Origin of the sequence: Streptomyces racemochromogenes (assembly GCF_044129415.1) — a bacterium.
Classification (GTDB): Bacteria; Actinomycetota; Actinomycetes; order Streptomycetales; family Streptomycetaceae; genus Streptomyces; species Streptomyces racemochromogenes_A.
Window position 1 is genome coordinate 26,084 of sequence record NZ_JBBDHD010000031.1, and the last position, 23,928, is coordinate 50,011.

Genomic DNA, 23,928 nt, shown 5'->3' on the forward strand with positions numbered 1-23,928 from the left:
ATTCGGGTGAAGTCGCCTGTTTCCGGTCCCCGGTTCACGTGACATGAGCGGGGGACGACCTGCGTGAGCACCGGCTGACGGGGCGGGCCTCCCCGGGAGAGCAGCTCCCCGCCCCGCCAGGGGGTGTCACATACGATCAGCCCGCCATCGGGGACCAGCCGAGTACGTCGAGCACGGTCGCGGCGATGCGTTGCTGGCCGGCCGGGGTGAGGTGGATGCCGTCCTCCTCCAGGTGGCCCTGTGCGGCGGCCCGGGTGTCGACCGTGACGTCGGGCTGTGCGAGCAGGAATTCCGCGAGGGTGTCGAGGTCTGCCCCGGCCCAGGTCAGGCCCGCGCGCCGGAAGTGCGCGTACTGCGCGATGCGCCCGGGGTCGACACCGGGTGGGGTGAGCCAGATCCAGCGGGCCCCGGTCCGGCGGACGGCAACATCGCGCAAGGCCGGCAGGGTGCGGCGGGTCTCGGCCGGGGCGACGAGCGGGACCCCGTCCAGCCGTTGGGCGTCGTTGGCCCCCAGCATGCACAACACCCAGTCGGGCTGGTGGTGTGCGAGCTGCGGGAGGTTCGCCAGGGCCTGGGTCGTCGTGCTGCCGGATACGGCCGTGTTGGTGCAGCGGACGCCCTCCGGGAGGAGGTGCCGCAGGATCTCGAACCAGGAGAGCCGGTCGGCGGTGGTGCTCTCGCCGACGGCCACCACGTGCTGACCGGGCCGGAACGGCAGTCCTGCACGGAGTGCTGTCGCTCGCGGATCGGCCGCGAGCGCGGTGGCGGCTGCCCGGTTCCGTTCCTCGAAACCGTCCAGGCGCGTGCGGTAGCCGGCCCGGTCGAGGCCGAACAGGGCCGCGAGCGCGTCCTCGTGGGGGGCGGGGCCGAGGTGCCGCAGAACTCTCTCGGGCTGGTGGAAGCGGAGCATCCGTCCCACCGGGTCCGGCGCGCTGTGCGTCATGTCGGTCAGCCCTCCGTGCGGACGCGGCGGCGCGGCAGCAGGAATCCGGCCGCAATCAGCCACAGCAGGCCGGCGAACCGGGCGACGGGCAGCAGCGGGGCGGTGGCTTCGGTCAGCAGGACCAGGGTGGACAGTTCGGCGACGGCCGCGATCGCCAGGCCGGCCAGCGCCAGGGCCCGGGGCAGCAGGCCGGCGAGGAGCCCGGGTACGGCCATGCCGGCGATCAGCAGGCCCAGCAGGACGACGTGGGCGGGGCCGCCGAGACCGAAGGCCAGGTACTGCAGGGCCCGTGCGGTTTCGGCGCGGCCGGCGACCTCGGGCCGGGACAGCACCCAGGTGACCAGCCCTGAGCAGGCGAGGAAGGCCGAGGCGAGGACTCCCCCGGTGAGGGCGATGGTGGCGCCGGGGGCGCGGATCCCGAGCTTGTGCAGCCGTGCCGAGACGGTGGCGGCGTAGATCGCGAGGGGCACGGAGGCCGCGAACTGCAAGGTCCCGGAGACCTGGACGGCGCCGGTGTGGTCCCGGAAGTAGGAGGTCACGGTGTCGGTGGTCCCGAAGGGCGAGGGGAAGGGGTCGCCCCCCGCGAGGAGGGTGCCGAGCACGAGCCCGGCGAGGAAGAGCGCGGTGAAGACCACCGCGAGGATGCCGGGTGGGGGTCCGGCCTGCGGGTCGCGGCGGCTGCGCGCCTGGGAGGTGAGGGTGTCCGGGGTCGCGGTCACGACGAAATCCATTCTCTAGTCTGAATCGTTCAGCGTGGAGAATCATTACCTGTGGCTTACGATAGGCGGGTGGACACTCCCCCGCAACCGCATACGACGGGCCCCGCCCCGGCCCCCGGGCCGCGCGGAGCCGCGTTCCTCCTCGCCCAGATCGGCGCACACGCCGCCGCGCGCTTCGCCGAACGCGTCGGCCAGCTGGGGCTGGTGCCGGCGGACGTCGGACTGCTCCGCATGATCGCCACGCAGCCGGGGCGCAGCCAGCGGGCCCTCGCCGAGGACCTGGGCGTCGTACCGAGCCGCGTCGTCACGCTGATCGACCACCTGGAGGGCAAGGGCCTCGTCGAACGGCGGCGCAGCGCCGCGGACCGCCGCAACCACGAACTCCACCTCACGGCGGAAGGCACCCGCACCCTCGGTGCGGTCTCCCGTGCCGCCGCAGCCCACGAGGACGCCCTGCTCGCCGCCCTCGACCCGGAACAGCGCTCGCACCTCTCCGGGCTCCTCGCACGCATCGCCACCGAACAGGGCCTGACTCCCGGGGTCCACCCCGGCTACCGCAACCGCGCACCCGCCTGAGCGGCTTGCCTGCAGTGGACCACGCCGACGCGACAGGCGGCGCCGGAACGGTGCCGTTCTCAGATCCGTGTGGTCCGCCGACGGGCTCCTGCGGCCGGGGCATCGGCGTGAGCGCCCGTCAGGGACGTTCGAAGGCCTGGAGGGTGCCGCCGATCGAGAAGCACAGTGCGCCGCACAGCGTGCCCCAGTTGGCGATGTTGGCGTTGACCAGGCTTCCGGTGGCCGGCCGGGTGAACGCGGCCAGTGCCGAGACCATGAACAGCACCGACCCGAGCTGGTTGACCGCCACCACCCACCAGCCCAGGCTGCGCGAGCGCAGGCAGGGCCGGGCCCGGTGGCAGATCTCGACGAACGCGAGGTGTCCCGACGCCAGGAACAGCACGCATCCGACCACGTCCGGCGTCCAGATCAGCCGGTTGGTCTGCTGCACGCTGAGCCCGTGGAGGAAGGAGTCCAGCAGGTTGACGCCGAACACGAGCGTCCCGACGAACAGCAGGAACGCGCTCAGCCAGGCCACCCGCATCGGCTCGTACCCCCACCACCGCCAGCCGGCGGTGACCAGCGGGCCGCCCCCGGGGGCGTGGCGGGGCGCGTTCAGCACCTGGAGGAGCGAGGTGTAGCCGCCGGTGTTGAAGAACAGGCCGCCGGCGAAGTAGACGACGGTGCTCTCCAGCGGGTCGCCCGAGCCGAACTGGGCCACGGCGGCGCCGAGGGCGAAGAGCGCGCCCCCGATGACGAAGGCAGCCGAGGCGAGGGCGTTGAGCCTGCGCAGTCGGCCGAGTGCCTCGGCATCGGCAGCCGGCGACAGGGCCGGCGGCCCTCCCGGCCCGCGCACCGACAGGGCTCCGCGCCTGCGGGCGACCCGCGACTCCCACACCACCGTTCCCCCTTCGGGGCGGTGCCAGGTGAGCCGGGTGGTGAAGGGTCCCGCGCCTTCAGCGCGCTGCTCGGGCTGTCCCACGCCCCGAGCGTAGCCCCGCGGACGGCTCCGACCGGAGCAGGCCCGCCGTGCCGTGTCCCGCCGGTCGGGGCAGGTGGTGAGGTCGCCCGGTCGCCCCCCCGGCGACTGTCGGCGCGGGAGGTCCGACAGTTGACGTGCCGACCCGGTGCCCGGCAGTGATCACCGTACGGAGGCCGACGACGGTTGCCGTGCAGGCAGCCGGGCCCGGCCCCCGACAGGACCAGAGCGGCCCGCCGGCACGTCATGGCGGGCTTCCGAGGGCGCCTCGGATCGGTCAGCATGGAGGTCCGTCGGCGATCCGGGGGTGGGGATGAGCGAAGGCGGGAGCGTTCCGGACGGGCAGCGGGGCAGGCCGGAGCAGGTCGGGCCCGCCCCGTGGCTGGCGCTGGCCTGTCTGGTCGGGCTGCTTCTGGCCTACGTCGTACTGACGAACTTCACCGCGGAGCCGCGGGCGGCGCTGTGGGGCGAGCCCGGCACCGTGACCGGAGCCGGCTGCCGGACGTACGACAACACCGTGGCCAACGCGGGAACGTCGACGACCTGCTCGGGCGCCTTCACCCCGGACGCCGGCGGCTCGTCGTTCGACGTCCGCGTCGAGGGCGACATCGATGCCCGACCGGTCCGCGCGTGGCTGGTGGACGGTACATCCGGTACCGCCTACGTCTCCCCCACGCTGTGGGCGGGGGTGCTCCCGGTGGGGCTGTCCCTCCTCCTGGCCGGTCTCCCGGCGGCGGCGACGGTGCTGCGCGTGCGCCACGTCCACGCACAACGCCCCCGGCGCATCGACCCGTAGCGTCGTACCGCGCCGCCGTCCACCGGACGCGTCGCCCGCCGGCTGTGACGCTGGTGATCATTCCACTGTCAGCAAGAAGATCAGTGTGGCCAGGCCGATGAAGAGCGCGCACAGCACCGCCGCGATGAACAGCCCGCCGGCGACACGGGCACTCAGCGCACCCCAGAACTCCGCCCGCCGCCCGCGGGGGGTATCGGTGCGCCACTCTGACGGGATGTCAACCTGTCCGTCGGCGATACCCGGCGCGACCCTGCGTACGTCCCCCGGGTGGAAGGAGTAGAAGGTCGGCTCCGCGCCCCACGTGCCCCGGCTCGCCCCGCCGAAGCTGCGGACGCGGACACCCGTACGACGGGCCACACCCGGCAGCCAGTCCTTGCGTACGGGCCACAGCTTCGCGACTTCGTCGCTGCTGAGCCAGGGCTCCTCCTCGTGCGCTGACTCCGGTGTTCGCGGATCCGGCGTGTTCGGCATGCTTCCCCCTCGGCGCAGCAGACCTCCAGTACACATCCGCTGCGCCGCATGCCGATAGAGCGCCTACGGCGGGGTGCGACAGGGGACAGGCCGGCGTGGTGCTGCGTCGCATCCGCCCGGGCCGGTCCGGGGGTTCGGTACATTGGGCCGATCATGGTGCGTGTGGGAGTGCTGGGGCCGCTGGTCGTCCGGATCGGTGGCAGCCCGGTGGTCTCGACCGGGCCCGGTCGCCCCCGCCGGCGGTGGCGGGACGGCTGCTGGACGAGGCGCTGGCCCTGTGGCGGGGCGAGGCCTACGCGGAGTGGGGGCCGGACTCCTGGGCGGGCGCCGAGATCGCACGCCTCGGCGAACTTCGCCTGCTGGCCCGGGAACTGGCCATGCGGTTCCGTCTCGCCGCAGGTGAGGCCCATGAGGTGGGGCTCGCGGCGGAGGCCCTCGTGCACGAACATCCGCTGCGTGAGGAAGGGTGGCGGCTTCTGGCTCTGGCGCTCTGGGCGACGGGACGCCAGGGGGATGCGCTCGCGGCGCTGCGGCGTGCCGCGTCCGTGTGTGCCGAGGAGCTCGGGCTGGACCTCGGACCGGGGCTGGTGGAGTTGGAGCGGGCCATCCTCGCCCAGGACCTCGGAGTGCTGTCGGCCGCGGTCCCGGCCGGCCCGCGCACCGTGTCGCCGGGTGTCGTCGCGGTCGGCCGGACCGAGGCCGTCATACCGCCGGGGGCCGGCGGTGGGGTGCCGCCGGAAACGGTGCCCTAGCGGCCGACGGGTATCGCCCGCCGAGCGGCCGCGGAAGGCAGTGGGCAGCGCGCCTTCGTGGGGCGACGGCGTGACCTGGAGGTGCTGGAGCAGGCGGCCCGCTCCGCCCGGCGCAAAGGCGCGGTGGCGCTCGTGTCGGGGGAGGCGGGCGTGGGCAAGACCGTGCTCCTGACGCGCTGTGCCGACGCGTTGCGGGCGCAGGGCTCGACGGTCGTCACGGGCCGCTGCCCGGACGACGCCGGCGTCCCCGCCGCGTGGGCCTGGACGGAGGCGCTCGGGCAGCTGGCACGGGTTCTGCCGCCGGAGCGCGTGGGCCCCTTGTCCGCGCTGATCGATCCCGGCGACGACGAGAGCGCCTGGAGCCAGGACCTTCCCCTCTGGGAGCTGCCGGGCTGCGCCTACCACTGGAACCGCCCCGTGGCCTGGCTCGACGAGGACCATCTCGTCGTGGGCGGCTTGGGCGACGACGAGCAGCAACTGGTCCCCGGGGCACGGGCCTTCCGCCTCGGCCGCGACGGCAGCGGGACCGTGCCGGAGGAAGTCGCGGCCTTCGGCGGGCCCGAGGGCCGGTTCTTCGCGGCGAACGGGCTGCTGTTCTCCACCTCGGAGACCGGCACGGACATCCGGGACCCCGCCACCGGCGCACGGACCGGCACGCTCGCCGGCTTCCGGCCCACCCACCACGACCTGGCGCGCGGCGAGCTGATCGAAGCCACCACCTCCGGCCTGCGCCGCTTCAGGACCGCCGATGCCGCGGCCTGACACCCCCGCGCCGGACGCGCGACGCCCGCCGGGCCCCTGCCGGAGACCCACCGAGATCCCCGCGCACGACCTCACCCGCGCGCACATGGACGCCCTCCACGCGTTCCTGCTGGGACGCATCGGCCGCCTCCTCGCGGCCCACCCGCCCCGCACCGAGGAGCACCGGGCGGCGGACGCCCTGCGCAGAGCCGTGGAGACCACCTGGGGGGACCTCGAAGACTGCTACGCCTTCCTCCACCGGGGCCAGGAGGGCATGGAGGCCGAACTCGGCGAGACCTGGGACCGTATGCGCCTCGGCCTCTCGTGGAACGACGCACCGGACTACGACGCGAGCCTCTGGCCCCCGATCCGGTACGCCCACCTGCTCTTCACCACCACCCCGGCGGATCAGGAGGAGACACCGAGCCGGTAGCCGCCCGCCGTCAGACCCGAGTCGGCCGGACCGGTCGCGCACCGCGCGATGTCCGGGCCTCCTTCGGCTGCCGGGGGCGTGAGGCCGACGCGCGCCTCGTCGGGCCGGCCCCCCGGGCCGGGGAGGTGGAAGCCGAGGCCCATGCGGGCCGGCAGGGGCTTGCGGTCGAGGAACGGGGACCACGCCTGGCCGGCGTCGACGATCCGGCCCGTCACCGACACCTCCGTGCCGCCCGCCGCGCCGTCGATCCGGAGGCAGTCGACGACGAAGTCGCCCCAGTTGAAGTTCTCGGGCTGCCCGTCCTTGGCGGGCGAGTAGTGCTGGACGCGGAAGACTCCCCAGGAGCGGGTGGCGGTGGTGGATCCCGCCGGGCCGAACAGGCCGTGGGCGTCGACGGAGATCTGGACGTCGTCGCGGGGGTCGCCGTAGGCCATGCGGGCCCACCCGCTGATCCCGGCCGGCGCGGGAGCCCGCGAGCCGGCGAGGAGCGCCGGGGACGTCCGCGCGACCGAAGGCGTCTGCGCCGCCGAGGCCGGAAGGCAGGCCGAGGCGGTCAGGGCGGCGGCGAGAGCGAGCGGGGCGGCGAGGCGCGGCAACGTACGGTGCATGACGGTGGTCTCCTCCGGTGGTGGGGGTCGGATCGCCCCCGATCCTGGCTCCCAGGCCGCCCGCCCCACATCACGCACACGAGGGAGCCCTGCTCCCCCGTCCGGGGGAGGAAGGACGGTTGCACCCCGCTTGACCGGCGCCGACCGGACGGGGCCGGGCCGCGCCCCCAGCCCTCAGCGCAGGAGCCACTTCCTCGTCAGGTCCATGACCTGGGCGCGGCTGTAGGCACCGTGGTCGGCGGCGACGGCGTAGCCTCCGAGCCGCACCGAGAAGGTGAGCATGCAGCGGACCTCGACGTCGTCCTCGTCGGCGCAGAACTCGCGGAACAGCGAACGCAGGTAGTCCATGCGCCGGTTGTCGACGCGACGCAGCCGCTCCGCGACGGCCTCGTCGCGCCGCGACCAGTCGCGGATCGCGAGGTCGAGCGCCACGCCGGTCGCCGGCCCGCCCTCGATTTCGGCGACCAGCGTGAACAGCCGCTGCAGCCGGACCCTGGCGTCCCCGCCGCCGCTCTCGACCTGCTCGATCACCGCCTCGGTGACCGACCGTTCCCAGGTGTCGAGCATCTCGTCGAGGAATGCGCCGCGATTGCGGAAGTAGCCGTAGAAACCGCCCTTGCTGACGCCGAGCGCCTGCGCCAGCACCTCGATGCGGACGGCCTCGGGTCCGCCGGCGGCGAGTGCCCGCAAGGCCTCGTCGATCCACTTGCCGCGTGGTGTGCGGGTCACGCCCACGGTGTCTCCCCTCATGCAACACCCGTCTATACGGCACCGTATAGACGGGTGCTAGCCTTCTTCTATACGGCATCGTATAGACAGGAGCTTGCTCGTGAGACTCCCGAAAACCGCGTACACCTCCCGCCCCTGGCGGATCCACGAGATCGCGGGCGACTTCCGCGTCGAGGACGTCTGGGACCTGCCGACACCGGGCGGAGCGGACGATCTGGCCCTGCTCGTGGAGCAGTTCGCGAACGGCACGGGCGATCCCGTCCCGTCGCCCGTGGGCCGGGCCCTCTTCGCCCTCCGCTGGAAGCTCGGCGCCCTGTTCGGCTGGGACGAGCCTTCCGGCGGCATCGGCGGCCGGGTGCCGACGTTGCGCGACCGGCTCCCGGCGGACCTCCGAGAGGGCCCCCGGGGCCCGGACACCAGGTCGGTTCCGTTCACCTCCGTCTTCCTGACCCATGACGAGTGGGCGGCGGAGACGGCCAACCGGACCGTACACGGAGTGATGCACATCGGCTGGGTCCCGGACGGATCCGGCGGCTACCGCGGCCAGATGGCCGTCCTGGTCAAGCCCAACGGGCGCCTGGGCGCGCTCTACATGCTGGGCATCAAGCCCTTCCGCTACCTGGGGGTCTACCCGGCGCTGATCCGCAGCATCGGCCGCGAGTGGGAGCGGCGCGCCGCCGAGAGGAGGGCGAGCGCCTCCTGAAGGGTGCCCCAGAACCGCGTCAGGCACCCGGGGCCGTGTGCGGTCAGGACAAGAGGCCGATCAGGAGTTGGACGGCGCACATGGCGACCATGCAGAAGCCGACGGCGGCGAGGAGCCATTGTGCGGCGCCGCGGGGGCTGTCGAAGCGGATGAAGTAGCCGCCGGCGCCGGCGAGGCCGAGGAGGGCGCCGCACCAGAAGAGCGGGCCTTCGTGCCACTTCGCCAGTACGGCTGTGGCAGCCAACAGGAGTGCCAGTGCGGCCAGTTGACCGGGCGTGATGATGGCATGCGTTTTGTCCCCCGAGTGAGTCATGCCCGAATCCTAGTACTCCGGCTGTAGATCCTGATCTTCATGGCTGTCGGGTGGCCTGTCGCCGGTAGTCGGCTGGTGCGCGAGCGTGCCGGGTGCCGGCGGCGCCATGCGGACCGGGCGGACCGGCCCGCCACCGGCCACCGCCGATCTTCGTTCGTCGACACGGCTCACGATGATCAACGGTGGCCCTCCTCATCGGAGACCGACCTCACTCAGCACGATCGAGGCCGGCCTCAGACCGGCCGGCCGCTGTCAGAGGGTGGCAGTGCGCAGCACGATCAGGGCGACGGAGGCCAGAGTGAGGACCACCGCCGGAGACGCGCCCTTGCGGTCGCCGACGCGCAGGTGGAAGGCGACCGCCCCGGCCGCGCCCGCGATCTGAGCACCGATCAGGAAGGCCATCATGCTCTGCGGCACTCCGAGGGTGGACATCTGCTCGGTGATGTGCCGCGTCCGCAGAGACTTGGCCCCGGCCGATACCAGGAGAAGGCTTCGGGTCCCCGGGCCGAATCAGAAGGCGGGCGCCCTCAGTACGCAGGGAGCCGCCGGGGCCGAGGGGTCCAGGGCTCGTTCGATCAGTCCGACCGCACGCGGGCTGTACGACATGCTCAGATGGGCGGAGAGGTCGATGGAGCAGCCCTCCTGCAAGGGGACGTTGTGCACCGTCGCTCCGGGGCCCGCCGTCATGAACGTGCTCTGCCAGGGGGTGGTGATCTCGTCGTACTTCGTGGCGATCACGGTGTAGTCGACCCCGGGAACGGTGTCTCCGTCGGCGTTGAGCTCCCTGATGAAGTCGGATTTCCCGTACTGCTGCACGCCTGCCACCCCTAGGGTCTTCTCCCCGAGCCCCAGCATGTGGAGCTTGTCGGCGAGCGTCTCGATGCCGCTCATGGTGGTGCCGTGGTTCGTCGCGCCGAGCTGGACGACCTTCTTGACCTTGTTCCTGGACGGGTCGGCCGGGTTGGCGCCTCCGTCGGCCTTGAGGTACCAGCGGGACAGGGTTCCGCCCTGGGAGTGGCCGACCAGGTCCACCTGGTCGGAACCGCTGGCGGCGAGCACCTTGTCCACGAAGGCGGCCAGCTCCTTCGAGGACTTCCTGATGTCTCCGTAGCCCTTGACGGTGGGAGCGAGGGCCACCCCGGCGTCGTCGGTGTCGCCGAAGTCGAGGGCGTAGACGCAGTAGCCCTGCGCCTTCAACTCGGGTGAGATCCGCGCCCAGTTGTTGTAGCGGTTCTCGTAGGTCCCGTGGACCAGGACGACCGGACGCGGGTGGGCGGCGCCGGGACGGCAGTTCCAGTCGTTGGCACCCGGCGGATCGATGTCCAGGTGGAGGATGGAGTGGACCATGGCGGGAAGGAAATTGTCCTGCTCGGGTCCGGTCTCCGCCGCCGCGGACGTGGAGGTGACCAAGACCGTCACCGCGGCGGCGGCACAGACGGCGCTGACGTATCCGGACGTGTGCACGACGGCTCGCCTCACGAGTCCCCCTGAGAGAAAGTCCCGACGTTTGGATAGCCGCAGTATCCAACAGGTGCGGTCGGTTCGACAGGGGCACGACCGAGATGGCCGGTATCCGATCCCGTGGCACCGGGGCGGTGTCCCGGACGGGGAAAGGCGACATTCCGGCCTGGCGCGGCACGGGTACGTGCGGGAGCGTGCCGCTCGATACTCGATGATGGAGGTGCCGCGTCGGCGCCTGGCCGACGCTGCGGCCGTGCATCGCTTTCGTCGACCGGGAGAGAACGTATGACCATCAAGGACATCGGGCCGGAACCCCAGAGCTTCGACCTGGAGGGGGCGACGCTTGAGAACACGAACTACCGCTCGGTCGCCTGGTCCGGGAAGTACCTTCAGCTGACCCTCATGTCGATCCCGGTGGGTGAGGACATCGGCCTGGAGGCGCACCCGGAGACCGACCAGTTCCTACGACTCGACGCTGGGCGGGGCCGCGTCCAGATGGGCCGGACGAAGGACCGGCTCGACTTCGACCAGGAGGTCGAGGACGGCTGGGCGATCTTCGTACCCGCGGGCACCTGGCACAACGTCACCAACATCGGGGACGAGCCCATGCAGCTCTACGCCGTGTACGCGCCGGTCCACCACGCGCCGAACAAGATCCAGGAGACGGCGGCCGACGCGGAGCGCGACGAGGAGTCGGGCGATGACGAGCCGCCGAGCTGGTCTGTCCAGCCTCCCCGCCAGCCGTCGGACGAGCACGCCTGACCTGCGAGGGCCCGTCGGGACAGCGGTCCCGGCCCCGTGCGCGCCGCGAGAACCACGACCCTGCCTTCCGGCGGGCGTTCGCGCACGCGCCACGGGGCGCGGGCCCGCGTCAGGAGGCCTGGTAGCCCGCCTTCGTCAGGATGTCGGTGATGCTGCTCGTCGCGCTGGTGGCGTAGGAGCCGGCCACGTCCAGGTCGTACCGGGCGGACGCGAGGCCGATGAAGGCGTGGGCGTCGAAGGGCTGCCGGTCCACGGCCGCCAGGCACTTGCGGCTGCCGTCGCGGGCGAATCGGCCGAACTGGTGCCAGTCGGCCTGGATTGCGGCGTCCGGGACGCGGAAGTAGTACCCGTCCTCCCACGCGGCGAGCGTCCCGAGCCGTACGCACAGCGAGCGGATCCGGGCGAGCGCCGGGGCGTACCGGGTCGGCTCCGCGTCCAAGTCGACCTCCACCGTTCTCAGCTGGTCGCCGGCCGCCACGGCGTTGCCCAGCAGGTATGCGCCGCCGTGGCGGTACCAGGCGCGGACCTGGAGGGCCCTCGTCCGTGGTGACGCGGGCGGCGGTGCGTCGCCGAGCAGCTGCTGCATGGCCCGTTGCCCTGCGGCGTAGTCCGGAAGCGGGGCCTGGTATTTCGCCATGGTGAGCGGCTCCGCGACGGCGAGCACGACCACCAGCGCCGCCGGCAGGCCGACTGCGGACCACCGGGCGACGCGTCGCCTCCCGGACGGGTCTCGGCGTTCTGGGGGTGCGGGCCGTGTCCGCCGTCGCAGGACGGCCGACACCACGGTGGGCAGGGGGGTCGCCAGGAGTGTGACCAGCGCGGCGAGCAGCAGGGTGAGGTTGACGAAGGCGGCCAGGTTTCCGTCCGGAAGCGCCTGCCATGCGGGGCGCCAGCGGCAGTCGGTGTTCCACACGCTCAGGGGTACCGCGCACCCGTCGACGGACATCAGCACCACCGTTCCCGCGAGGCCGAGGGCCGCTGCCGTCTGGGTGGCGACCAGCGTGACGAGGAGGTGCCGCCAGCGGGCGGCCCACACGGCGGTGACGGTCAGCGTTCCGGCGAGCGCCACGAAGGTGAAGGCCAGGTAGCGCAGTTGCTGGATCCCGTTGCCCGATGCCGGGCCGGTGTGCAGGTACGCCAGGACGCCGGCGACCGCGAGCCAGCACCCCGTTCCGCCGATCAGCCCCGGCACCAGTGCCCGGCGCAGCGGTGGCGGCGTCTCCCACCGTGCGGTGGAGGGGTCGCCGTCGAGCTGGGCGCGGACCAGCCAGCGAGGGCGGTCGGCGGCCGGCCCCAGGGCCAGGGCCGGCGCGGGAAGGAGCCAGGTCGCCGCGGCGGCGGCGCTGAACAGGGGTGCGTTCAACGAGGAAAGGATCAGCGGAACCACCACGGCCGTGGCGGCGACGGCGGGGTGGCCCGTGTCGGTGGCACCCGGGAACATCCGCAGGACCGCCTGGCGCGAGCCGGTGGTGCCTGCCGTCTGCCAGAACAGCCCGTAGATCCCCTGGGTCGTCTGCCAGGTGAACCAGACCGACGCGACGATGAAGCCGGCGGCCAGGCACAGCAGGAGGGCGGGGCGGAGGGACCTGCCGCGCCAGGTTCCGGCCCACAGGCGGGCGCACCGGGTGACCCAGACGGTGAAGGCGGTGCCGGCGGCCACGATCAGCAGCAGGCCCGTCAGGCCGCCGATCCACCACTGCGACGCACCGGCGCCCAACCCGATGACCAGTGCGCCGGTGCCGAGGCCGGCACTCAGCCACAGTCCGGTGCGCAGCCCGGAGGGCGGGGGGCGGCCCGTCACCACCGCGTAGGCCACGGCGCGCCAGAGGGCGGTTCCGATGACGCCGCACACCAGGAGGGCGGGAACGAAGGCCGCTCCCTGGGCTGTCCAGGGGCTCAGCCGCCGGTAGGTGACGAGGTGGATCAAGAGGTGGCTGTGGATCAGCACCGCGCTCACACCGGTCAGAAGGACGGGCAGCGGCCGGAGCCCGAAGAGCGGGGAGGGATCGGCCAGCGCGGACCGGCGCAACCGTGCCCGGGGGTGCGTGCTCCACTGCTCCCTCAGGGAGGCGGCGACGAAGCGCATTCCGCGGGGGGCGGGGGTGGCCGTGGCGAGGGAGCGGTGCAGGTCCGCCCCCCAGCGGGCCGCTGCGAGGTCCGCGTGGATCTCCCGCGCGCGCAGTACGTCGGCCCGTGCGAGGTGGACGAGGGCGACCAGGAGGAGGGGAAGCAGGAGCGTCCGGATCTGGTAGGGGGCGGTGGCCTGCCAGGCGTGAATACCGAAGGCGCCGGCTTCGAAGACCGCCCAGAGCAGGCAGGGCAACAGGACCAGCGGACAGAAGGCCCGCCACAGTGCGACGGTGCCATAGGTGACGGTGACGTCCCGGTTGGCGATGTGGGCGAGTTCGTGCAGCAGTACGGTCCGTACGTGCCCGGGGTCGGTGCCGCGGCAGGCGAGCAGGCCGCCGTGCAGGCTGATGATCGGCCGGCGGTTGCGGCCGAAGACCACCGCGCCCGCCGTGGGAGCGGCCCGGTCGACGACGACGCGCGGCAACCTGGCCAGCCCCGCGGCTCCGGCCGCCTCCTGGACCAGTCGCAGGGCGGCACCGTCCGTGTCGAGCGTGTGCAGTGCGACGAGGCGGCGCCGACGGATCCTCCAGGCGGGCAGCAGGAGGAAGAGCAACACGGCGGCGGCCACGAGGAGCACCGGCAGGACGGCGATCTGCCACCAGGGCGGCAGAGGCGCGGACTGGTCCATGCACGCCCAGAACGGAACCCACTGGGCCCCCAGGCGGGTCAACGCGGCTGCCTCTCCGGCCCGGTTCGGATCGAGCCCGGCGGCGAGCAGGCAGTCGGAGGCGTCGCCGGCGTGCAGGGTGCGCACGACCGGCAGGCCCATCGCACCACTGGCAGCCAGCATCAGGACGACCAGCATGACGAAGCGGATCGTCGTCCCCGCACCCAGGGCCCGCTCGTCGATGCGCGGCCGGGAGGAAGCGGCGTTCACCTCGGGTCGCCACCGGCCGGTTCGGCCGCCTCCTCCTGGCCTTCCGGAGGTTCGACGGCCGGTTCCGCCAGCACCGACGCCGCGACCACCGCGTCGGCGAGCTCTGCCGCGCGGTCGGCGGTCAGTCCCCGCCGGGTGGCCGCCTCGACGACACGCCTGTGGACCTCGGCCAGTTGGTCCCGGTCCAGCGGCGGCAGGACGGCCGGCGGCAGGGGGCGGCGAAAGAGCCGCCGCAGCCAACCGCCCGTGCGTCGGCCCACCCGCTCGACGGCGGCGCCGGCGGCGGCAGCCGCCATCTGGTCGAGCACCAGCCACACCACGGGTGTGACCAGCGCGGCCACCTCGGTCACGCCGAAGCCCAGCGGATCCCGCCCGCCCCGCCCCGCCAGACGCCGCACCACCGAGGCGTCGTCGAGGGTCAGCAGCCCCTCCACCATCACGGCCTCGTCCGGCGCCACCTGGGCCACCACGTCGCCGACGACGTCCCGCACGCGGCGTCCGCTCACCGGCACCCCCGTCGAATCCATCCACGCCCCCCTGACCGCTCGCCCGGAACGGCTCTCCACGATGGCATGGCGGCGGCCGACCGCGCCATGCCGCCGGGGCTGCGTCGTGGGGGGGGTCAGGGGTGGGTGAGGCAGTGCTTGAGCTCGTTGAGCTCGTAGAAGTAGCTGCCCTTGGCCACGGGCTTGCAGGACTGCTTGAAGGCCGTCTCCTTCTCGTTGTAGAGCATGCGCACCAGGTAACCGGCCGGCCGGCCCTCGGAGGGCGTGCTGGCGAACAGGTCCCACTGGATGTTCGCCGCCATCGGCGAGACCTCGGCCCCGCGCCACGGGTTGTTCCCGTACGCGTACGGCCGGCCGGGTTCGGCGGGTTCGGTGCTGCCGGGCAGGCCCATCAGCGCGGCGAGGGGCTCGATCTCCTCGGCATGGGTGAAGCGCAGCACCGCGCCGTTGCGGTTGGTGCCGGCGGCTTTGGCCTCGGCCTGGGCCAGGAGGTCGTCGAGGAGGACGCCGGCCATCCTGTAGGTGATCGTGCGTCCGCTGAACGCGGGGCCCTTCTCGTAGAACTCCTCCGCGTCGTCGAGGTAGGCGAACCACTGGGCGTCGTGGGGGGTCAGGAACGGCGTGAGGTCGACGTCCGGCGCCTCCACGGACAGGTCGGGCGCGGCACTGTAGAGCTGGTACAGCGAACGGGCGAACGAGAGCTGCGCCCGGGCGGACAGCGTGGCCGCGAAGTCCCCGCGGAACAGACGGGTGACGACGCGGTGCGCCGTCTCGGCGGTGCGCGGGTCCGCGTCGATCCCGGCGAGGACCCCGGCGAGCTGCGGATCGCTCTTCACGTACGCCTGGTAGTCGGCGTTCTGCGGCTGCTTGTGGAAGTACAACAGGTTCTTGTCGGTGACCGGCGCCTTGATCAAGCCCGCCAGCGCCGGCTCCCCGGAGGCCAGAGCGCCCGTGAACGCATCGGCGCTCGCCACCGCCCGCGGCACCCCCGACGTCTCCACCGCGATCGACTCGTGCCGGGCGGCGATGCCCGCGACCAGGGTCGGCAGCCGCCGCTCCAGGCGCAGCGCGGTCTGCCGGTGCTCCTCGGCGCCGCGGGCGGAGAGGTTGCCGTAGCCGAGCGCGGAGGCGGCGGCCAGCAGGGACCGCACCTGCGGGCCCAGCCGCGCACCGAGGCCGGTGAGTGCGCCGTGGTCCTGCGCCGTGCGCAGGACGGCGAGCACGGCGTCACCGTCACCGCTGTCCGTCATGGCGCGGGAGCCGTGGCGGGCGACGTTCTCGGTGAAGACCGGGACGAATCCCTCCGGTGCGTCCTGGTAGCGGCCGGGCCCGCCCTGCGGGGCGTAGGGGGTCTTCGTTCCGTAGACGTCGCGCCCGGCACGTGAGGGGCCGGCCTGCTCCCCGGCGGAGGCGGTGCCTGTGGTGAACAGCACGCCGGCGGCCAGGGAGACGGCCATGGCGGTGGACAAGGGTGCGGTGCGCTTCACGGCGGCCCTTCGGTTCGGGTCGGGCTACCCGTCGGTAGCCCAGGTCTGCCGCAAGGTGCCACGACCACACCAACCCCTGTCGACATTGTCCCACGACCTGGGTTGAGGGCATCTGAACACACACCGCCGGTCCGAGACCCTGCCCGAGCCACGTCGCGGTGCGTCAGTACCGGGAGGACGGCCGGACTCGGAGCAGTTCGGTCCGCAGCACGGGGGTGCCGTCGACCGGTGCCGGGTTCTCCGCGGTCGGCTCGATGCCTCCGGCGGCGACCTTGTCGAGGGTCGCGAGGCCGTCGGCGTCGACCATGCCGAACATCGTGTAGTTCGGTCGCAGCGCGGAGTCGCCGTAGACCACGAAGAACTGTGAGCCGTTCGTGTTCGGACCGGCGTTGGCCATCGCCAGCAGGCCCCGGCCGTAGAGGCGGCGCGTGCCGGTGGGATCGGTGGGTGCGGGCGGCAGGTCCACCGGCAGCTCGTCCTTGTACTTGTACCCGGGCCCGCCCTCACCGGTAGCGGTCGGGTCGCCGCACTGCAGGACCTTGAGCGTCGGATACGCCGTCAGACGGTGGCACACCGTGTGGTCGTAGAACCCGTGCCGCGCCAGGTGCAGGAAACTCTGGACCGTACACGGCGCCTTGGCCCGGTCCACGCGCAGCGGGAGCGGTCCCTGACTGGTCGGAACAGCCATGTCGACCGTGCCGCGACCGGGAGTGCGCCGCGGGTCCGGCGGCAGCGGAACGGAGCGCGCCGGCGGCTCGTCCGGGGTCTGCGTGTACTGGCAGGGGCCGTGCGTGGTGCGGGGCGGGGCGCCGTCGGAAGCGGTGGCGACGCTCCCCCCGGACACGACCAACGCCACGGCCGCGAACGTGCCGATCAGTGCTCGTTTCATCTTGCGGGCCCTCCCGATGATCGCCAGGTCCTGAAGCGGTCGCAGTCTAGGGCGTGGGTGCGGTCCCCGGGAATGGGGGGCGACGGGCGCCGGCCGGGCCACAGACCGCCCGGCCCGGCGACAGCGGCGGGCGCCGGTCGTCCGCAGCCGGCCGTGAGGGGATCGCCGACAGGCTGCCTACGCCGTCAGGTCGCGGCGGCGCAAGGCCGCCAGCCCGGCCGCCGTCAGGGCCGCCGCCAGGGCGGTGAGGGCCGGCAGCGGGGCCAGGTCCCAGGGACCCGGGCCGGGGAGCCTCGGCAGGTGGGCGAACGGGGAGAGGTCCAGCACCGGCCGCGGCAGGTCCAGGGCGGGGCCGATCCAGCCCAGCGCCAGCGCGGCCCCCGCGAGCCCCCACGCGGCGGCCGCGTACCGCGGCACCGCCCCGTACAGCAGCGCGGCCAGCCCGCCGAAGACCCACACCGCCGGGAGCTGCGCCAGGCAGGCGGCCACCGTCGAGGCCGTGTCCCCGCCGTGCCCGAGGCCCAGTCCGAGCCCGGCCAGGAGCAGGATCAGGGCCGGCCCCGCGAAGGCCACGGTCAGGTGGCCGCCGGCCCAGCGCAGCCGGCCGACGGAGTGGGCGAGCAGCGGCTCGGCGCGCCGCGAGGTCTCCTCGGCGTGCAGCCGCAGCACGCAGGAGACGGCGAACAGCCCGGCGGCCATGCCCAGCAGCCCCGCCATCGCGGCGAGGAAGGCATCGGTGAGACCGCTCCGCCCGCCCATCCGCTCGATGATCTCCCGGGTGCGCTCATTGCCGCCGACCACCTCGGCGACCCCGTCCGCCATCCCCCCGAAGACCACCCCGGCGGTCAGGAAGGCCGCGCTCCAGCCGAGTACGGTTCCCCGCTGGAGCCGCCGGGCCAGCGCCCCCGCCGAGCCGAGGCGCCCCTCGGCCGGGCCCGGCCGCGCGGGCAGGAGGCCCGCGCCCAGGTCGCGGCGGCCCGCCAGCGCGTAGGCGGCGGCCGTCAGCGCGACCGTCCCGGCCGCGAACGGACCGAGCACCCACCAGCGTTCGCCCGCGAAGGCCCGTACGTTCTCCGACCAGCCCAGCGGTGAGGCCCAGGTCAACGCCGACCCGCCGCCGGGGGACCCGGCGTCTCCCGCCGCCCTGAGGACGAACGCGGCCCCCAGCAGGGCGACCGCCAGCCCCCTCGCGGCCCGGGCGCTGCCGGTCAGCTGGGCTGCGACGGCCGCCACGGCCGCGAACAGGAGCCCCGTCCCGGCGATGCCCAGGCCGAGCGCGAGGGCCCCGGCCGTCCCCCGCCCCGCGAGACCGCCCGCGACCAGCAGGGCCACGGCCGCGTCCGCGGCGAGCGCGGCCAGCAGGGCGGCCGTCAGCGGGGCCCGGCGGCCCACCGCCCCGGAGCAGAGCAGCTCCTGCCGGCCCGTCTCCTCCTCCTCGCGGGTGTGCCGGACGACGATCACCACGCTCATCACCGCGGCGAGCACCGCCCCGAACACGCCGGCACGCCAGGCGGTGAGGGCTCCGAGGGAGTCGCCGAACACCGGCCCGTACAGGGCTCGCATCGAGCCGTTGGCGTTCATCGAGGCGGCGACGGAGGCCCGTTCGGCCCCGGTGGCGTACACGGCGCCGAGCGTGCGGGGCATGCTCACCACCAGCAGCCCGGCCGCCAGCACCCAGACCGGCGCCGTCACCCGGTCGCGGCGCAGCGCCAGCCGCAGCAGCGTCCCGGTCCCGGTCAGCGGTCCGTTCATCGCCCGCTCACCCCGCCCGGCCGCCCCTCCGGGGCGTAGTGGCGCAGGAAGAGTTCCTCCAGTGTGGGCGGGCTCGCGGTCAGCGAGCGCACGCCCGAGGCGGTGAGGGCGCGCAGGGCGGCGTCCAGCCCGTCGGTGTCGGCCTGGAGGGTGATCCTCCGTCCGCGCACCTCGACGTCGTGGACGCCGGGCAGGTCCGCGATGCCGTTGGGCGGGCCGGCGAGCTCGGCGGTGATGGACGTACGGGTGAGGTGGCGCAGGGCCGCGAGCGTGCCGCTCTCCACGGTGCGGCCGGCGCGGACGATGCTGACCCGGTCGCAGAGGGCCTCCACCTCGCTGAGCAGGTGCGAGCTGAGCAGGACGGTGCGGCCGGCGTCGCGGGCCTCGGTGACGCAGCCCCGGAAGACCTCCTCCATCAGCGGGTCGAGCCCGGAGGTGGGCTCGTCGAGGACGAGGAGTTCCGCGTCGGAGGCGAAGGCCGCGACCAGGGCGACCTTCTGGCGGTTGCCCTTGGAGTACGTGCGGCCCTTCCCGGTCGGGTCGAGTTCGAACCGCTCGACCAGTTCGTTGCGGCGGGCCCGGTCGAGGCCGCCGCGCAGGCGTCCGTACAGGTCGATGACCTCGCCGCCGGTGAGGTCCCGCCAGAGGGTGACGTCGCCGGGGACGTAGGGGACGCGGCGGTGGAGGGAGACGGCGTCGGCCCAGGGGTCGCCGCCGAGCAGGGTGGCGCTCCCGGCGTCGGCGTGCAGCAGGCCGAGCAGGATCCGCAGGGTGGTGGACTTGCCGGCGCCGTTGGGCCCGAGGAATCCGTGGACCTCGCCGGTCGCGACGTCCAGGTCGAGCCCGTCCAGGGCGCGGGTGCGGCCGAACGCCTTGCGGAGCCCGGCGACGCTGATGGCCTTCGTCATGACTCCGAACGTACGCTCATTTCACAAAGTTGTGAAGGTAGCGAATATCGTAAAATCCCGGGTGTGACGACGATGGACTACGACGGAACGCGGGACGGGGAAGCGGTCTCCCGCTTCGTGGAGCGGTTCGCCGCGCAGCTCACCGAGGCCGGGATGCAGCGCATGGCGGCCCGGGTCTTCGCCTGCCTGCTCGCGAGCGACGGCGGCGCGATGACCTCGGCGGAACTCGGCGCGGCCCTGCGGATCAGCCCGGCGGCCGTATCGGGCGCCGTCGCCTACCTGGCACAGCTCGACATGGTCAGCCGGGAGCGCGAACCGGGCTCCCGGCGGGACCGCTACGTGCTCCACAACGAGCTCTGGTACGAGACCTTCACCCGCCGGGACCAGGCCCTCACCCGCTTCGAGCAGACCCTGCGCGAGGGCGCGGCCGGCCTCGGGACCGACACCCCGGCCGGGGCGCGGGTGGCGGAGACGGCGGCGTTCTTCGAGTTCCTCCAGCACGAGATGCACGGCCTGATGGACCGCTGGCGTACCCACCGGGCCACCCTCGGCCTGCCCTGAAGCGCGTGGCAGGAGGTTCGGTCGGCGGCAGGATCACCCGGGTGCGCGGCAGGGCCGGACGGGGCTTCCTCCCGGTGTTCTCGCACACTCGTGGGAGCGGCGCGTGGGGCGGCGCGGTGTTCGAGGGGAGTGGCCGCGGTGGGTGTGGGACGACGCGCCGTGCTGGCGGCGCTGCCGGCCGCGTGGCCGGTGCCCGGCCGGAGTGCCGTGGCCGCGCCGGCCGGCCGGGGGTGGGGGGCCGGTGCCGTGACGGGGCCTCGGCCGCCGGCTTCACTGCTCGGGCGGGAGATCCGGCGGTTGCCGACGTCCCGCGAGGTGGTGGCGCTCACCTTCAACGCGGCGTGGGACGAGAGCGGACTCGCCACCGTGCTGGCGGAGCTGCGCCGGCGGAAAGCCCCCGCCACGTTCTTCCCCACGGGCAGGTACGCCGAGACGCGTCCGGCGGCCGTGCGGGCGATGGCCGAGGCCGGGCACGGTCTGGGCAACCACTCCTACAGCCACCCGTACTTCGACGACCTCGGCACCCGGGAGCGGACGCGGGAGGTCCGCACCGCCGACGCCGCGATCCGTACGGCGTCCGGGGCCGAGCCCCTGCCGTTCTTCCGGTTCCCCTACAGCTCCACGACGCGGGACTCGATCGAGGACGTCAACGAACTGGGTTACGCGGCGATCGAGTTCACCAACGACACCAACGGCTACCTGGGGCCGGCCGGCGGCATGACCGTGGACCGGGCGGTGCGCAGGGCGGTGGGCTCGCTGGAGCCGGGGGCCGTCCTGCAGATGCACGTCGGCAGCAGCGCGGGGGACGGGGTGGTGCTCGACGCCCAGGCCCTGCCGCGGATCATCGACGCGGCCCTGGAGGAGGGGTACGCGATCGTGGACCTGCGCGAGTTCCTCGCCGGGTGACGGAGCCTGGTCCTCGGCCGGGACAGCCCCTGCCGGGCGACGGTCGTACGGCGGCACATCCCGGCTTTCGGGGAAAGGCGCGCCGCAATCCTCGTACGCTGCGGCCGTGGGGTCGGTCGCCGAAGGGGGAGTCACATGGGCCTGCGCAAGGGTGCCAACGTTCCGGTGGGAAGTCTCGGGGTCCGCGTGGAGCTGGGATGGCGGGCAGGGCCCGGAACGCCTGACGTGGACGTGTCCGCCCTGCTGCTGACCCCGGCCGGCAAGGTGCGGTCGGACGACGACTTCGTGTTCTACAACCAGCCCGCGCACAGCAGCGGTGCCGTGCGGCACGGGGGCAGGCGGCAGGACGGTGCGGATACCGTCGAGACGATCGTCGTCACCCTGTCGGCGGTGGAGCCGGACGTCGGGGCCGTGGTGCTCGCGGCTTCCACCGACGGCACGTTCGGTCAGGTGTCCGGTCTGTTCGTGCGTGTGCTGGACGCGGAGAGCGGCGCCGAGGAGGCGCGGTTCGACCCCACGGACGCCACCTCCGAGACGGCGTTCGTGCTCGGTGAGCTGTACCGGCGCAACGGTGCGTGGAAGTTCCGCGCCGTGGGCCAGGGCTATGCCTCGGGTCTCGCCGGGCTGGCCACCGACTTCGGCATCACCGTCGACGAACCCGCCACCGCTCCCGGGGCGCCGGTTCGGCCCGCCCCGGCCGCCCCGGCGCCACCGCCGGTGCCCCAGGCGGCGCCCCAGCCGGTGCGACTGTCGAAGATCACATTGACCAAGGCCTCGCCCACGGTGTCGCTGACGAAACAGGGCGTCACGTCAGGTGCCATGCGGGTCAACCTCTCCTGGAGCGCGGCCAGGCCTCCGCGCGGCTGGATGAACAAGGGCGGGGACGCCGTGCGTCTGGAGGACGTCGATCTGGACCTCTCCTGCCTGTGGGAGCTGCAGAACGGGCAGAAGGGCATCGTCCACCCCATCAACCGCCAGTTCGGCTCGTTCGACCAGCCGCCGTACGTCCTGCTGGACCAGGACGACCGCACCGGCGGCAGTGCGGACGGGGAGAACCTCCTGATCAATCTCGATCACGCGGCGGACATCAGGCGCCTGCTGGTGTTCGTGGTCATCTACGACGGGGCGGCGGGCTTCGCGGGACTGCACGGGGTCGCCACGCTGTATCCGCCGGCCGGGCCCCCGATCGAAGTGCGCCTGGACGAATGCACCGTCCCCTCGCCGGTCGCCGCGATCGCGCTGATCGAGAACGTGGGCGGGGAGCTGATCGTGCGGCGGGAGGCGCAGTACCTGGTGCCGGCGCCGGGCGTCTTCAAGCAGCAGGCGGCGGACCTCGCCTACGGCTGGGGGATGAGCTGGCACAGCGCCGCCAAGGACTGAGCGGGGGCGCCCGGGCCGCCCCGCCTCAGCGCGCCGGGCCCGTGCCCGTCGGCCCGACGGGCTGGGGCGGGATGGCGGCCCGGTCGTCGAAGTCCCGGCGGGCTGCCAGGATCTGCCGGGCGTGCTCGACCGACCAGGTGCCGATGGCGTCGGTCAGGCGCCCGGCCTCGACGCCCAGCTCGGTCAGCGCGTACTCCACGCGGGGCGGGACGGTGGGGTACACCGTGCGGGTCACGAGGCCGTCCCGTTCCAGCGCGCGCAGGGTCTGCGTCAGCATCTTCTGCGTGATCCCGTCGAGGAGCCGCCGCAGTTCGCTGAACCGCATCGGCCGGCCGTGCCGGCGGAGGGCAGCCAGGACGTACAGCCCCCACTTGTTGGCCAGCAGTTCGACGACGGTGCGCGAGGGGCAGTCGCGGCGGTAGGTGGCGGCCCAGTCCTCGGGGGTCGTGCTCACCTTGGTTTCCATGAGGTACCCGGGTATCAATCAGGTGCCTTCTTCACAAGGGGTACCGAGGCGCCGAGGATGGTGATCACCTGCGGCCGGTCCGGCCGGCAGCCCGAGAGGAGCACCCGTATGACCACCCGTATGCGCGCGGTCAGTCAGCGCGGCTACGGCGGCCCGGAGGTACTGGAGGTCGTCGAGACGGACCTGCCGGTGCCGGGCCGCGGCGAGGCGCTCGTGCGCGTTCGCGCGGCCGGGGTGAATCCGGCCGACTGGAAGGTCCGTTCCGGGGCAGTGCGGAAGTTCGGCGCCCCGCCGTTCACCGTGGGCCTGGACCTGTGCGGAGTGGTGGTGGCCCTCGGCGACGGCCGGCCGGGGCGGTTCAAGCCGGGGGATGTGGTGTACGGGTGCGCGTTTCCGCCCCATGGCGCCCATGCCGAGTACGCCGTCGCACCGGTGGAGGCGCTCGCCGTCGCACCGGCGGGCGTCAGCCGGGTGTCGGCCGCCGCGCTGCCGGTCGCGGCGCTCACCGCCTGGCAGGCGCTCGTCCGGGTCGCCGCCGTGGGCGCCGGACAGCGGGTCCTCGTCCACGCGGCGGCCGGCGGGATCGGACACCTCGCGGTGCAGATCGCCAAGGCCCGCGGCGCGCACGTCATCGGCACCGCCCGGGAGGGCAGGCACGCGTTCCTGCGCGGCCTGGGCGCCGACCGGCTCATCGACTACACCACCCGCGACTTCGCCGAGGCCGTCCGTGACGTCGACGTGGTCCTCGACCCGATCAGCGGCGACTACGGGCCCCGGTCGCTGGAGACGCTCGCACCGGGCGGGATCCTCGTCGACGTACGGGGCGCCGGCCCCGACCGGACCGCGGTGCGGGAGCGGGCCGAGGCACGCGGCCTGCGGTTCGCCGAGTTCGGATTCACTCCGTCCGGCGCGGATCTGGCGCACATCACCGACCTGGTGGAACGGGGTGGCCTCCGGGTCGCCGTCGACCGGGTCCTGCCGTTGGAGGAGGCGGCCAGGGCGCATGAACTGAGCGAGTCCAACCGTGTGGCGGGAAAGATCGTTCTGACTCCGGGGGCGTGGTGACCACCCGCGCCGCCGTGTCCGCTCGCGCGTCCCTCC

General features: G+C 73.6%; 27 protein-coding genes. 11 read left to right on the forward strand and 16 right to left on the reverse strand.

Translation table 11 applies throughout. The annotated features are described in order from the left end of the window. Nucleotides 1–136: 136 nt before the first annotated feature. Together WDV06_RS14755 and WDV06_RS14760 are read right to left on the reverse strand one after the other, a co-directional pair. A complete protein-coding gene (locus WDV06_RS14755) occupies nt 137–943 on the reverse strand; it encodes an SGNH/GDSL hydrolase family protein (protein WP_395510184.1) in 807 nt (268 codons plus the stop codon). Between the two features lie 5 nt (nt 944–948). Continuing rightward, nucleotides 949–1,662, reverse strand: a complete 714-nt coding sequence (locus WDV06_RS14760; protein ID WP_395510185.1) for a hypothetical protein — start codon at nt 1,660–1,662, stop codon at nt 949–951. 69 nt (nt 1,663–1,731) lie between these two features. On the opposite strand from WDV06_RS14760, the gene WDV06_RS14765 reads away from it, so the two are divergent. Further along, nucleotides 1,732–2,238: a MarR family winged helix-turn-helix transcriptional regulator gene (locus WDV06_RS14765; RefSeq protein ID WP_395510186.1), complete on the forward strand. Its 507-nt coding sequence runs from the start codon at nt 1,732–1,734 to the stop codon at nt 2,236–2,238. Nucleotides 2,239–2,356: 118 nt separating this feature from the next. Here the strand turns inward: WDV06_RS14765 and WDV06_RS14770 are convergent, their stop codons facing one another. After that, a complete protein-coding gene (locus WDV06_RS14770) occupies nt 2,357–3,199 on the reverse strand; it encodes a hypothetical protein (protein WP_395510187.1) in 843 nt (280 codons plus the stop codon). 310 nt (nt 3,200–3,509) lie between these two features. Between WDV06_RS14770 and WDV06_RS14775 the strand changes: the two genes are divergently transcribed. Continuing rightward, nucleotides 3,510–3,992, forward strand: coding sequence for a hypothetical protein (locus tag WDV06_RS14775; protein ID WP_395510188.1), 483 nt, complete (start codon nt 3,510–3,512; stop codon nt 3,990–3,992). Between the two features lie 57 nt (nt 3,993–4,049). Here WDV06_RS14775 and WDV06_RS14780 read toward each other — a convergent pair whose 3' ends face one another. Next, on the reverse strand, nt 4,050–4,463 hold the full coding sequence (locus WDV06_RS14780; RefSeq protein ID WP_395510189.1) for a hypothetical protein: 414 nt from the start codon (nt 4,461–4,463) through the stop codon (nt 4,050–4,052). 98 nt (nt 4,464–4,561) lie between these two features. Here WDV06_RS14780 and WDV06_RS14785 point away from each other — a divergent pair, with 98 nt between their 5' ends. The 3 genes from WDV06_RS14785 (at nt 4,562) to WDV06_RS14795 (ending at nt 6,389) form a co-directional block, all read left to right on the forward strand. Beyond that, entirely contained in the window at nt 4,562–5,215 is a 654-nt protein-coding gene (locus WDV06_RS14785) for an AfsR/SARP family transcriptional regulator (protein ID WP_395510236.1), read from the forward strand. Between the two features lie 57 nt (nt 5,216–5,272). Next, entirely contained in the window at nt 5,273–5,977 is a 705-nt protein-coding gene (locus WDV06_RS14790; RefSeq protein WP_395510190.1) for an AAA family ATPase, read from the forward strand. 85 nt (nt 5,978–6,062) lie between these two features. Next, nucleotides 6,063–6,389, forward strand: a complete 327-nt coding sequence (locus tag WDV06_RS14795; RefSeq protein ID WP_395510191.1) for a hypothetical protein — start codon at nt 6,063–6,065, stop codon at nt 6,387–6,389. On the opposite strand, the gene WDV06_RS14800 is transcribed toward WDV06_RS14795, so the two are convergent. Both WDV06_RS14800 and WDV06_RS14805 read right to left on the reverse strand, forming a co-directional pair. Then, on the reverse strand, nt 6,365–6,997 hold the full coding sequence (locus WDV06_RS14800; RefSeq protein ID WP_395510192.1) for a hypothetical protein: 633 nt from the start codon (nt 6,995–6,997) through the stop codon (nt 6,365–6,367). The two genes, WDV06_RS14795 and WDV06_RS14800, sit on opposite strands and share 25 nt — an antisense overlap. A gap of 174 nt (nt 6,998–7,171) precedes the next feature. Continuing rightward, nucleotides 7,172–7,732 (reverse strand): TetR/AcrR family transcriptional regulator, encoded by a 561-nt coding sequence (locus WDV06_RS14805; RefSeq protein ID WP_395510237.1) that lies wholly within the window; start codon nt 7,730–7,732, stop codon nt 7,172–7,174. A 94-nt stretch (nt 7,733–7,826) separates the two neighbouring features. On the opposite strand from WDV06_RS14805, the gene WDV06_RS14810 reads away from it, so the two are divergent. After that, nucleotides 7,827–8,429, forward strand: coding sequence for a DUF2867 domain-containing protein (locus tag WDV06_RS14810; RefSeq protein ID WP_395510193.1), 603 nt, complete (start codon nt 7,827–7,829; stop codon nt 8,427–8,429). Between the two features lie 43 nt (nt 8,430–8,472). Here WDV06_RS14810 and WDV06_RS14815 read toward each other — a convergent pair whose 3' ends face one another. The 3 genes from WDV06_RS14815 to WDV06_RS14825 form a co-directional block, all read right to left on the reverse strand. Next, nucleotides 8,473–8,742, reverse strand: a complete 270-nt coding sequence (locus WDV06_RS14815; protein WP_395510194.1) for a hypothetical protein — start codon at nt 8,740–8,742, stop codon at nt 8,473–8,475. Nucleotides 8,743–8,994: 252 nt separating this feature from the next. Beyond that, complete coding sequence (locus tag WDV06_RS14820; RefSeq protein ID WP_395510195.1) at nt 8,995–9,174, reverse strand: hypothetical protein; 180 nt, start codon at nt 9,172–9,174, stop codon at nt 8,995–8,997. A gap of 78 nt (nt 9,175–9,252) precedes the next feature. Beyond that, nucleotides 9,253–10,206, reverse strand: a complete 954-nt coding sequence (locus tag WDV06_RS14825; protein ID WP_395510196.1) for an esterase/lipase family protein — start codon at nt 10,204–10,206, stop codon at nt 9,253–9,255. 282 nt (nt 10,207–10,488) lie between these two features. Between WDV06_RS14825 and WDV06_RS14830 the strand changes: the two genes are divergently transcribed. Continuing rightward, nucleotides 10,489–10,965, forward strand: a complete 477-nt coding sequence (locus tag WDV06_RS14830) for a cupin domain-containing protein (protein ID WP_395510197.1) — start codon at nt 10,489–10,491, stop codon at nt 10,963–10,965. A gap of 109 nt (nt 10,966–11,074) precedes the next feature. On the opposite strand, the gene WDV06_RS14835 is transcribed toward WDV06_RS14830, so the two are convergent. From WDV06_RS14835 to WDV06_RS14860, 6 genes are all read right to left on the reverse strand, one after another. Beyond that, nucleotides 11,075–13,972 carry a M48 family metalloprotease gene (locus tag WDV06_RS14835; RefSeq protein ID WP_395510198.1) on the reverse strand — a complete coding sequence of 966 codons (2,898 nt, stop codon included), beginning with the start codon at nt 13,970–13,972 and terminating at the stop codon, nt 11,075–11,077. Beyond that, nucleotides 13,969–14,478, reverse strand: coding sequence for a hypothetical protein (locus WDV06_RS14840; RefSeq protein ID WP_395510199.1), 510 nt, complete (start codon nt 14,476–14,478; stop codon nt 13,969–13,971). The genes WDV06_RS14835 and WDV06_RS14840 overlap by 4 nt, the downstream gene beginning before the upstream one ends. Before the next feature lie 116 nt (nt 14,479–14,594). Continuing rightward, nucleotides 14,595–15,965: a histidine-type phosphatase gene (locus WDV06_RS14845; protein WP_395510200.1), complete on the reverse strand. Its 1,371-nt coding sequence runs from the start codon at nt 15,963–15,965 to the stop codon at nt 14,595–14,597. A 163-nt stretch (nt 15,966–16,128) separates the two neighbouring features. Next, on the reverse strand, nt 16,129–16,854 hold the full coding sequence (locus WDV06_RS14850; RefSeq protein WP_395510201.1) for a peptidylprolyl isomerase: 726 nt from the start codon (nt 16,852–16,854) through the stop codon (nt 16,129–16,131). 177 nt (nt 16,855–17,031) lie between these two features. Next, nucleotides 17,032–18,606, reverse strand: coding sequence for an ABC transporter permease (locus tag WDV06_RS14855; RefSeq protein WP_395510202.1), 1,575 nt, complete (start codon nt 18,604–18,606; stop codon nt 17,032–17,034). Next, nucleotides 18,603–19,514 (reverse strand): ABC transporter ATP-binding protein, encoded by a 912-nt coding sequence (locus WDV06_RS14860; protein ID WP_395510203.1) that lies wholly within the window; start codon nt 19,512–19,514, stop codon nt 18,603–18,605. Before WDV06_RS14860 ends, WDV06_RS14855 begins: the two co-directional genes overlap by 4 nt. 72 nt (nt 19,515–19,586) lie before the next feature. Between WDV06_RS14860 and WDV06_RS14865 the strand changes: the two genes are divergently transcribed. The 3 genes from WDV06_RS14865 to WDV06_RS14875 all read left to right on the forward strand — a co-directional run bounded on the left by WDV06_RS14865 (nt 19,587) and on the right by WDV06_RS14875 (nt 22,361). After that, a complete protein-coding gene (locus WDV06_RS14865) occupies nt 19,587–20,075 on the forward strand; it encodes a GbsR/MarR family transcriptional regulator (RefSeq protein WP_395510238.1) in 489 nt (162 codons plus the stop codon). A gap of 297 nt (nt 20,076–20,372) precedes the next feature. After that, a complete protein-coding gene (locus WDV06_RS14870) occupies nt 20,373–20,981 on the forward strand; it encodes a polysaccharide deacetylase family protein (RefSeq protein WP_395510204.1) in 609 nt (202 codons plus the stop codon). Nucleotides 20,982–21,116: 135 nt separating this feature from the next. Then, on the forward strand, nt 21,117–22,361 hold the full coding sequence (locus WDV06_RS14875; RefSeq protein ID WP_395510205.1) for a TerD family protein: 1,245 nt from the start codon (nt 21,117–21,119) through the stop codon (nt 22,359–22,361). A 25-nt stretch (nt 22,362–22,386) separates the two neighbouring features. On the opposite strand, the gene WDV06_RS14880 is transcribed toward WDV06_RS14875, so the two are convergent. Continuing rightward, the gene (locus WDV06_RS14880; protein WP_395510206.1) at nt 22,387–22,827 is read right to left on the reverse strand and encodes a winged helix-turn-helix transcriptional regulator; all 441 of its coding nucleotides are present in this window, start codon (nt 22,825–22,827) and stop codon (nt 22,387–22,389) included. 108 nt (nt 22,828–22,935) lie between these two features. Between WDV06_RS14880 and WDV06_RS14885 the strand changes: the two genes are divergently transcribed. Next, nucleotides 22,936–23,892 (forward strand): NADP-dependent oxidoreductase, encoded by a 957-nt coding sequence (locus WDV06_RS14885; RefSeq protein ID WP_395510207.1) that lies wholly within the window; start codon nt 22,936–22,938, stop codon nt 23,890–23,892. Nucleotides 23,893–23,928: the final 36 nt, after the last annotated feature.

Coding starts and splice junctions, on each gene's coding strand:
- WDV06_RS14755 (WP_395510184.1), bottom strand. CDS start 943: ATGACGCACAGCGCGCCGGACCCGGTGGGACGGATGCTCCGCTTCCAC.
- WDV06_RS14775 (WP_395510188.1), top strand. CDS start 3,510: ATGAGCGAAGGCGGGAGCGTTCCGGACGGGCAGCGGGGCAGGCCGGAG.
- WDV06_RS14780 (WP_395510189.1), bottom strand. CDS start 4,463: ATGCCGAACACGCCGGATCCGCGAACACCGGAGTCAGCGCACGAGGAG.
- WDV06_RS14795 (WP_395510191.1), top strand. CDS start 6,063: ATGGACGCCCTCCACGCGTTCCTGCTGGGACGCATCGGCCGCCTCCTC.
- WDV06_RS14800 (WP_395510192.1), bottom strand. CDS start 6,997: ATGCACCGTACGTTGCCGCGCCTCGCCGCCCCGCTCGCTCTCGCCGCC.
- WDV06_RS14815 (WP_395510194.1), bottom strand. CDS start 8,742: ATGACTCACTCGGGGGACAAAACGCATGCCATCATCACGCCCGGTCAA.
- WDV06_RS14820 (WP_395510195.1), bottom strand. CDS start 9,174: ATGTCCACCCTCGGAGTGCCGCAGAGCATGATGGCCTTCCTGATCGGT.
- WDV06_RS14830 (WP_395510197.1), top strand. CDS start 10,489: ATGACCATCAAGGACATCGGGCCGGAACCCCAGAGCTTCGACCTGGAG.
- WDV06_RS14850 (WP_395510201.1), bottom strand. CDS start 16,854: ATGAAACGAGCACTGATCGGCACGTTCGCGGCCGTGGCGTTGGTCGTG.
- WDV06_RS14855 (WP_395510202.1), bottom strand. CDS start 18,606: ATGAACGGACCGCTGACCGGGACCGGGACGCTGCTGCGGCTGGCGCTG.
- WDV06_RS14860 (WP_395510203.1), bottom strand. CDS start 19,514: ATGACGAAGGCCATCAGCGTCGCCGGGCTCCGCAAGGCGTTCGGCCGC.
- WDV06_RS14865 (WP_395510238.1), top strand. CDS start 19,587: ATGGACTACGACGGAACGCGGGACGGGGAAGCGGTCTCCCGCTTCGTG.
- WDV06_RS14875 (WP_395510205.1), top strand. CDS start 21,117: ATGGGCCTGCGCAAGGGTGCCAACGTTCCGGTGGGAAGTCTCGGGGTC.
- WDV06_RS14880 (WP_395510206.1), bottom strand. CDS start 22,827: ATGGAAACCAAGGTGAGCACGACCCCCGAGGACTGGGCCGCCACCTAC.
- WDV06_RS14885 (WP_395510207.1), top strand. CDS start 22,936: ATGACCACCCGTATGCGCGCGGTCAGTCAGCGCGGCTACGGCGGCCCG.